5 protein-coding genes are annotated in these 8,841 nt (G+C 39.3%); all 5 read right to left on the bottom strand.

What is annotated here, in order from left to right; translation table 11 throughout:
• Window positions 1-158: 158 nt before the first annotated feature.
• Window positions 159-2,312, bottom strand: a complete 2,154-nt coding sequence (locus E0Y80_RS18885; protein WP_156309216.1) for a DUF4954 family protein — start codon at window positions 2,310-2,312, stop codon at window positions 159-161.
• A gap of 6 nt (window positions 2,313-2,318) precedes the next feature.
• Complete coding sequence (gene glmS, locus E0Y80_RS18880) at window positions 2,319-4,160, bottom strand: glutamine--fructose-6-phosphate transaminase (isomerizing) (protein WP_156309215.1); 1,842 nt, start codon at window positions 4,158-4,160, stop codon at window positions 2,319-2,321.
• A 126-nt stretch (window positions 4,161-4,286) separates the two neighbouring features.
• Window positions 4,287-4,979 (bottom strand): response regulator transcription factor, encoded by a 693-nt coding sequence (locus tag E0Y80_RS18875; RefSeq protein WP_156309214.1) that lies wholly within the window; start codon window positions 4,977-4,979, stop codon window positions 4,287-4,289.
• Between the two features lie 100 nt (window positions 4,980-5,079).
• Window positions 5,080-6,186 (bottom strand): TlpA disulfide reductase family protein, encoded by a 1,107-nt coding sequence (locus E0Y80_RS18870; RefSeq protein WP_156309213.1) that lies wholly within the window; start codon window positions 6,184-6,186, stop codon window positions 5,080-5,082.
• Between the two features lie 4 nt (window positions 6,187-6,190).
• On the bottom strand, window positions 6,191-8,806 hold the full coding sequence (alaS, locus tag E0Y80_RS18865) for an alanine--tRNA ligase (RefSeq protein WP_156309212.1): 2,616 nt from the start codon (window positions 8,804-8,806) through the stop codon (window positions 6,191-6,193).
• Between the last annotated feature and the right edge of the window lie 35 nt (window positions 8,807-8,841).

Below are 8,841 nucleotides of genomic sequence, written 5' to 3'. Positions count from 1 at the left end.
GAATAGCCATGGAGCTCCGGGATATGATAACTGCTATTCTAATCATATTTGCAGGAGGCGACCCAGGTAAAGGTTTTAAAACATAAAAAATGGTCGGAATTTCTTCCGACCATGACTAGCCTGATCGGGCCTATTTCTTTTTATAATTGAGATTTGAATTATAATTGAGATTTGAATGCTTTGATTTGATTTTGGAAGTTTGCAAATTCTGAAGCCTGTTGGTTGATGAAACTATTATCTTCCAATCGTCCAACAACTTCGTTCATTTCTGCTTCCGATTCATAGACCATCAAACGGAAAGGATTATGGTAATCCTTGCTTCTTGAATTATAAATTTCATCGCAGATCCATTTCTTGGTTGCCAAGGCTTCCTCAAACAGTCCATTCCAAAATGCTCCATCCCAATTAGACGTATCTGTTTCGGTAATTTCTTGCAAGGAAGCAAGTGCATGCTTCAATTTGTCCTGAATGTAATCATTGCTCAACTGATGGTAGTTGCTATGCATTTCGTCCCAAGAATTGATTTTCTTATCCTTCAGATCTTGCAATAGCGTATCTAACTTGCTAACAGGAACCAATTGAGAACCCACATTTTCAAATTCTTCACGCTGAAGGCCATCTGCAATAATTTGATTGATCGAATCCGAGAATGTATCCGGGCTGACATGCTCTAGCACTTGGCAGACTGCATAATAGCGAACTAATTTTTTAAAGAGATGAAATGATTCCTTAGGCTTTAATAGAACTACTTTTCTTTTGGAAAATTCCGCATTATCCAAGAATATCTCTTCATTAGCTTTTTCTGTATTATTCAGCCAATCTAATGCAGTGGATGTATCCAATGATTTAGCCACCGCCTTTTTGATTTCCTCAATTCCTGTAAAGATTTCATTGACCGTATCAGGAGCTAAGATATCATATTCAAAATATTGGTTTTTAAACGATCGCTTATCCCTGCTGATGAATTTATTGGTATTTCGCATTAAAGCGTACATATTGTACATAAACCAATATCCAGGGACGATGATCAATCGGTCGTGAGTCACATCGTTGCTGACTAATGAGAAAGGAAATTTGATATCCAATTCATGTAAGAAATCGCCTTTAACAATGAGCGTATAGGAAGAAAATCTGGAGTTATGCTTTAAGCTGACGCATAGACCCGGCCAGAAACCACGTCCAGCGATGATTTCACCATCTGCACCTCTGGAGTTATGGTTTGAACCTACAGTTGCTCCTGCTGCCATATTACTCTGTCCCTTAATTAATGCAGCACATAAAAACGAGTTGTTATGATGTTGCTCATGGGCAGGGAAAATAAGCGAATTAAGAACCTCACAGCAAGAGATGGTAGAATTATCCCCTAAGAAAGAGTTGATCAATCTGGCGCCGTATTTAAGCTGTGAATAGGAAGACAAAATAAACCTAACTGCCTTCACTCCGTAAAATACACGACAGCCGTATCCGATGATCCCGTTAACCAATTCACAGCCTTCTCCGATTTGAGTATATGCTTCCGAAGTGGAATTAATGGTTACATTCTTTAATTTACTTACTCCTTTGATGTAAGCATCTGAACCGATCTTTACATTTTTGAAGGTATGCGAGTTTTTGATGACGGTACGGTCACCAATTTCGCTATAGTATCCACGAATATCATCGAAGCGATCATTGGTGATATCAAAGAAGCGCTGCTGCAATTCCTTGTCTTGACGGTTACGGGTCCACAAATAGACATCGGCAGCCTGCATTCCATCAAAAGGCAAAACCGAACGACCTCCATTTTCATTACATAATTCTAAGAAGATCCTGCTTTTCTCTTGGTCGCCATCCTTCAGAATTCCATTTCCAAATTTTGCATTGGAACTGGTTTCCATTTCATTGACATTGAGCAATATGACTTCATTCCCTACAATAAAGTGGGCCATATAACGGACCTGGTGCAATGCAACGCAATCCCCAAGGTCAGAGGAAATAATCTGTGAATTATAGATTCCTACAGGTAGGCGTATATCGCGGTATTCAAGATATACCTCTTCCATATCGCCAATCCTTACGAGACCAAAGAATTTGGAGCGTTTGATTTGCTTTGGCAGGAATTTATCGGTTACCAGGACATCGTTCCAATTGGTAGATTCGTTATGGTTTAATTCCAAAATACGAATCTCTTCTTCGGTAAGGTTTCTGTAGTTCTTATTGGACTTATTCTGTTGAAAACGAAGGTAGTATTCGTCTTTTCCTTCAGGAAGGTATTCGGCGGGTATGAAATCATACCCGATCCGATTTAATGGTATCTTTATTATATATCCCATTTGTTATTATTCCACAGTTACTGATTTAGCTAAGTTCCTTGGTTTGTCAACATCTAAACCACGGTACACTCCAATGTAATAAGAAAGTAGTTGCAAAGGCACTACGGTCAACAAAGGAGCAACAACTTCATCAGCCTCCGGAACAACCATCACGTCGTTTGAAATGGTCGGTGTTACACCATCTCCTTCTGTCATCACGGAGATTACCATACCTTTTCTAGCTTTGATTTCTTGGATATTACTTACAATTTTTTCATGGTAGGCATCTTTACTTGCGATAAATACCACAGGTAATTCTTCGTCTACCAATGCGATAGGTCCATGCTTCATTTCTGCGGCTGGATAACCTTCGGCATGGATATAGGATATTTCCTTTAATTTTAACGCACCTTCCAAAGCCGTAGGGAAATTATAACCACGACCTAGGTAAAGCACATCCCTTGCGTCTTTATATTTATAGGCAATAGCCTTAATATTATCCACTTCATTATCCAAAACCCACTGTACCTTTTCAGGAATAGCGTTTAATTCTTGGCAAAGTTCATCAAAACGTTCATCCGAGATTGTCCCTTTCGCTTTAGCGAGTTTCAAAGCGAACAGCATCAAGACAGCTAATTGAGCGGTATAAGCTTTCGTACTAGCAACACCAATTTCAGGACCTGCATGGGTATAACAGCCGGCATGAGAAATCCTTGCAATGGAAGAACCCACTACGTTTACAATACCGAAAATTGTCGCACCTTGCTCCTTAGCACGCTCCAAAGCTACCAAGGTATCCGCAGTTTCCCCACTTTGGGAGATGGCAATAATTACATCGTCCGACGAGATAACTGGATTTCTATATCTAAATTCAGAAGCATATTCAACCTCTACATTGACGCGGCATAATTCTTCAATGACGTATTCTGCCACTAAACCAGCATGCCAACTTGTTCCACAGGCAACGATAATAATCCTTCTTGCATTTGCCAGTTTATCTTGAATAGCATCCACACCACTTAAAATAATACGGTGTTCATTTAATACCAGACGACCTCTCAAAGAATCTGCAATGGTTGTTGGCTGTTCAAAGATTTCCTTAAGCATAAAATGGTCATAACCACCTTTTTCAATAGCTGCCAATTCCAGGTCAAGCTTTTGAACATAAGGGGTAATAATTTCATTCCCTAAGTTTTTCAGGATAAGTTCATCAGGCTTAACGATTGCCAGTTCATAATCGTTGATATACACAACTTCTTTGGTATAAGCTAACATTGGAGAAGCATCAGAACCCAAGAAGTGTTCATTTTTTCCGATACCAATCACCAAAGGACTTCCTTTACGCGCAGCGATAATGGTATCAGGCTGGTCAGCAGCGATTAATAAGATAACATAAGCACCGGTTACCCGCTTCAAGGCAATACGAATCGCTTCTTCCAGGCTACATTCGTTTTGAGCTTGTATATCTTCGATAAAGTTCAGAAGAACTTCAGAATCAGTATCGGACTTAAACTCGTAACCGTCTTTGATAAGTTCATTTTTTAATTGTGCATAATTCTCAATGATCCCATTGTGAATCATGGCTAATTTTCCAGACCTGGAAACATGGGGGTGAGCATTTCGGTCGGAAGGTTCACCGTGGGTAGCCCAGCGAGTATGACCAATTCCGGTAGTGCCAGCGGTGGATTGATCGCCTACGAACTCTTCAAGAGCTGCAACTTTACCTGCTTTTTTATAGACCTTTAGGGAGTCTCCTTGTTGAAGTGCAATTCCTGCACTGTCATAACCTCTATATTCTAATTTTTTCAAGCCATCAATCACTATGGGATAAGCTTGACGTCTTCCGGTATAACCGACAATTCCACACATACTGTTTCTCGTTTAATTTAAGTGTTAATATTTTTAATAAATATATAAATTTTATCAATGCAATCGTTTGCGCGCACTGAAAAACAAAAACCGAACCAATTTGGTCCGGTTTCGTATTTTATATTTTTATTCTAGTTCAAACTTATATCCAACGCCCTTAACCGTAGTGACATAACTTTCGCCTATTTTTTCCCTGAGCTTTCGGATATGTACATCGATTGTCCTATTGGTGACGACAACTGAATCTTCCCATATAGCTTTTAGGATCTGTTCTCGGGTGAACACTTTATTCGGTTTGGATGCCAAAAGATAAAGTAATTCGAACTCTTTCTTAGCAAGGACAAACTTCTCATCGCCCCTGTACACTAAAAAGGAATCCCTATCGATAATCAAGTCGGCGATCTCTAGTTTATCAGACACTTGATCATCAATAACTTCTGTTGTATTTCTTCTTAGGATCGCATTAATTCGGCTCATTAATGCTCTTGGTTTGATAGGTTTAGCAATATAGTCATCTGCACCAACATGGAAACCTGCTATTTCAGAGTATTCCTCACTTCTTGCTGTTAAGAAAACCATGAAGACCTGTTTAAATTCCGGCATCGAGCGCATCAAACGACAAGCTTCAATTCCGTCCATCTCAGGCATCATAACATCAAGGATAATTAAATCTGGGAAAACCTCTTTGGCAACTTTAATAGCTTCCTTACCGTTAGAAGCTGTATATACTTGGTACCCTTCTTTGGTTAAATTATAAGAAATGAGTTCTACGATATCCGACTCATCATCAACCACAAGAATCTTTTGATTATTGGCCATAAACGCTGTTTTTTTGCTAAGGTATATACTTAATTATAAAATAAAGTTACCTAAAAGTTATGAAATTGTTAAGCCTTAAAATAGGCTTAACAATGCATTCTTATTTTTTTAAGGTTTTCGTTAAGAAATCTTCTAATTGCTTACCTCTTAAATTCTTAGCAATGATCACACCTTGTTCATCCAAAACATAGGATGCCGGTATTCCTTTAATAGAATAATCAATAATCAATGGAGAGCTCCATGCTTGTAGGTCTGAAATATTCGTCCAGGTTAATTTATCATCTTGAATCGCACGCATCCATGAACCTGGGTTATTGTCTAATGACACCCCTAAAACAGTGAAATTGTCGTCTTTAAAAGTATTGAATTGTTTGACAATATTCGGGTTTTCCTCCCGACAAGGCATACACCAAGATGCCCAAAAATCAACTAAAACAACTTTACCTTTAAAATCAGATAGCTTTACAGTTTTATTATCGGGGGTATAGGCTTGAATCTCAGGGGCTTTTTGGCCAACAGCTAATTTTCTAAGTTTATCGACTTCAGCCTTGAATTCAGAAACATAACGATTGTTAGGGAATTCATCTTTGATTTGGTCAGCATAGGCGATTAATTCCGCCTCCGCCATTTCAGGATCAAGCGTACTCATGACATAGAATCCTGAAAGATCTTTATTTTGGTTTGCGAACTCAACAGCTTTCGCAATATAATTCTTGAAAAATGGCTCAAATTTCATGAGCATTTCAGAACGTAAATTCTGGATTCCATTGGCATCCATTTCCGAAGTTGATGCAGAAAATGATTGTTGGAGAGAATCTCTTACAAAATCAATCCTTGCTTTTTGCGCGGCAAAGTCTTTCAGTTTCTGAGAAAGCTCAGACCCTTTAACCTCGTATTGATCAGGCTGTTGTAGATTGATATTAAACTCCATCTCCTTGCCTGGCTCCAGAATGACAGGAAACCTGTTTTTGCCAACCTCAATGGTCAGTAATCGTTCTTGAGTTGCTGGTCTTTCAAATTTGAATCGATTGCCATCTGCAATAAAAGTAGAGTCCAATTTTCGGTCACCCTCATAAAAACTTACGACTTTCACATTACCTGGATTCTCCACTACACCCTTCACCTGAATCGTTTCTTCATTGGAACATGAAGAAAACGCCAAGGCCATCAACCCTACTAACCCAATATGTACAGCAAACTTTTTCATTCTTTTATTTTATATAATCCCTTGATTTAGCAATTGCTCGTTCTAATCCTGAAGCATCTTTTCCACCAGCGGTCGCAAAGAACGGTTGACCACCGCCTCCACCTTGTATTTCCTTCGCTAAGTCTCTCACGATGTTTCCAGCATGTAAACCTTTCTCTTTTGCCAGTTCATCAGAGATCATAACCGTAATACTTGGTTTTCCATCAACAACTGCTCCTAATACAGCATACAAGTTATTGATTGCTCCTTTTAGCGTATAAGCTAAGGTCTTAACCGAATCGACATTAGGCAGGTCGACTATCGTCGCTACATAGTTGATATCTCCAACTTTTTCTAATTTCTTCTCGATATCGTCTTTCAAACCTTGCGATTTCTCCCGGATATAATTCTCAATTTCCTTTTTCAAGGCATTGTTTTCATCGATAACTTTAGTTACAGCGGAGACAAAGTCTTTTGGATTGTTCAAAAGCTCTTTAATATTATCGAACAGCTCAAAATGCTCACGGATAACTTGTTCAGAACGAGTTCCCGTAATTGCTTCGATACGTCTTACCCCGGCAGCAACAGCTGATTCTGACAAGATCTTAAAGAATCCTATCTGTCCGGTAGCCGCTACGTGAGTTCCACCACATAATTCCTTAGAATAAGCATCATCGAAGGTAATTACGCGAACATGGTCACCATATTTCTCGCCAAACAATGCTGTAACGCCTGAATCAATCGCTTTTTGGAAAGGAACGTTTCGCTCTTCCTTCAAAGAGATATCCTGACGGATCTTTGCGTTTACAATATCTTCGATCTGTTTGATTTCTTCGTAAGTCAATTTTGAAAAATGAGAGAAGTCAAAGCGCAATACATCCGGAGACACCAATGATCCTTTTTGATTCACATGCTCACCTAACACTTGTTTCAAAGCGGCATGTAATAAGTGTGTCGCAGAGTGGTTCGCCTCGGTATCTTTTCGTTTCTTCACATCCACAACCGCCTCAAAATCTCCTTCAAGAACATTTGGAAGTTGGTTGATATAATGGATGAAAAGTCCATTTTCTTTTTTAGTATCTAGGATACTGATTTTTTCATTGGTTTCCAGTGAGCGGATATAACCTTTATCCCCTACCTGGCCACCACCTTCAGCATAGAAAGGGGTTTCTGAAAGTACCAATTGATATTGGTCTTTTCCCTTGCTGGAGACTTTTCTATATTTTAGAATTTCAGTATTCGATGTTAATGTATCGTAACCCACAAAAGCACTTTCCTGGTCTTCATTAACCAACACCCAGTCCCCTGTATCAATCGCTGTTGCCGCTCTGGATCTTTCTTTCTGTGCTAATAATGCCTGTTGAAAGCCATGCATATCAACAGTCATTCCTTTTTCTCTCGCAAGAAGTTCGGTCAAGTCGATCGGGAATCCGAAAGTATCGAACAATTCGAAAGCGAAATCACCATCGATAACATCGGTATCGGATGAATAAGATTCAAAACGTTGTATACCCTGAGTAAGGGTCCTTAAGAAGGAAACTTCCTCTTCCAAGATCACTTTCTCCACAAAGTCTTGTTGTTGGTATAATTCATCGAATACCCCTTTGAACTGTTCAGCCAAAACAGGAACTAATTCGTGGATAAATGGAGCTTTAAAATGAAGGAAGGTATATGCATATCTTACCGCTCTTCTTAAGATTCGTCGGATTACATAGCCAGCTTTATTATTTGACGGTAACTGTCCATCAGCGATAGCGAAACTAACTGCCCTGATATGGTCAGAAAGTACACGCATGGCGATATCGGTTTTTTCATCCGTCCCATAGGCAATACCTGATTTTTGAGCGATAAATTGGATTAGGGGTTGGAAAACGTCCGTGTCATAGTTTGATGATTTTCCTTGGATTGCACGAACTAGGCGTTCGAAGCCCATTCCAGTATCCACATGTTTAGCAGGAAGAGAAACCAGGCTGCCATCTTTCAATCTATTGAACTGCATAAATACGAGGTTCCAGATTTCGATCACCTGCGGGTCGTCCATATTCACTAGATCCTGACCTTTGACTTCAGCACGTTCCGCATCAGAGCGCATATCGTAATGAATTTCAGAACAAGGACCACAAGGACCAGTATCCCCCATTTCCCAAAAGTTGTCCTTTTTATTACCTAAAAGAATTCGATCTTCTGGAATCAATGCTTTCCAAAGGTTGAATGCTTCTTCATCATTAAGAAGACCTTCGGTAGCATCCCCTTCAAAGATGGTAACATAAAGACGGTCTTTATCTAATTTGAGGACTTCGGTCAATAACTCCCAAGCCCATTCAATAGCTTCTTTCTTAAAATAGTCACCAAAGGACCAATTTCCCAACATTTCGAACAAGGTATGGTGGTATGTATCGATACCGACTTCTTCCAGGTCATTATGTTTACCAGAAACACGAAGGCAACGTTGGGTATCAGCAACTCGAGGGAATTTGGCGACTGCTTCACCTAAAAACAATTCTTTGAACTGGTTCATACCTGCATTGGTAAACATCAATGTAGGGTCGTTTTTCACTACTACGGGTGCAGATGGAACAATTTGATGTCCTTTACTTTTGAAAAAATCTAAAAAGGCTTGACGTATATCTCTACTAGTCATCTAATTCGTGTATAAATTAATTGCAAACTTACTTA

Source organism: Sphingobacterium endophyticum, assembly GCF_009733535.1.
GTDB lineage: Bacteria > Bacteroidota > Bacteroidia > Sphingobacteriales > Sphingobacteriaceae > Sphingobacterium > Sphingobacterium endophyticum.
The sequence above is the reverse complement of the archived record's forward strand: the minus strand, read 5'-3'. Positions and strand labels throughout refer to the sequence as shown.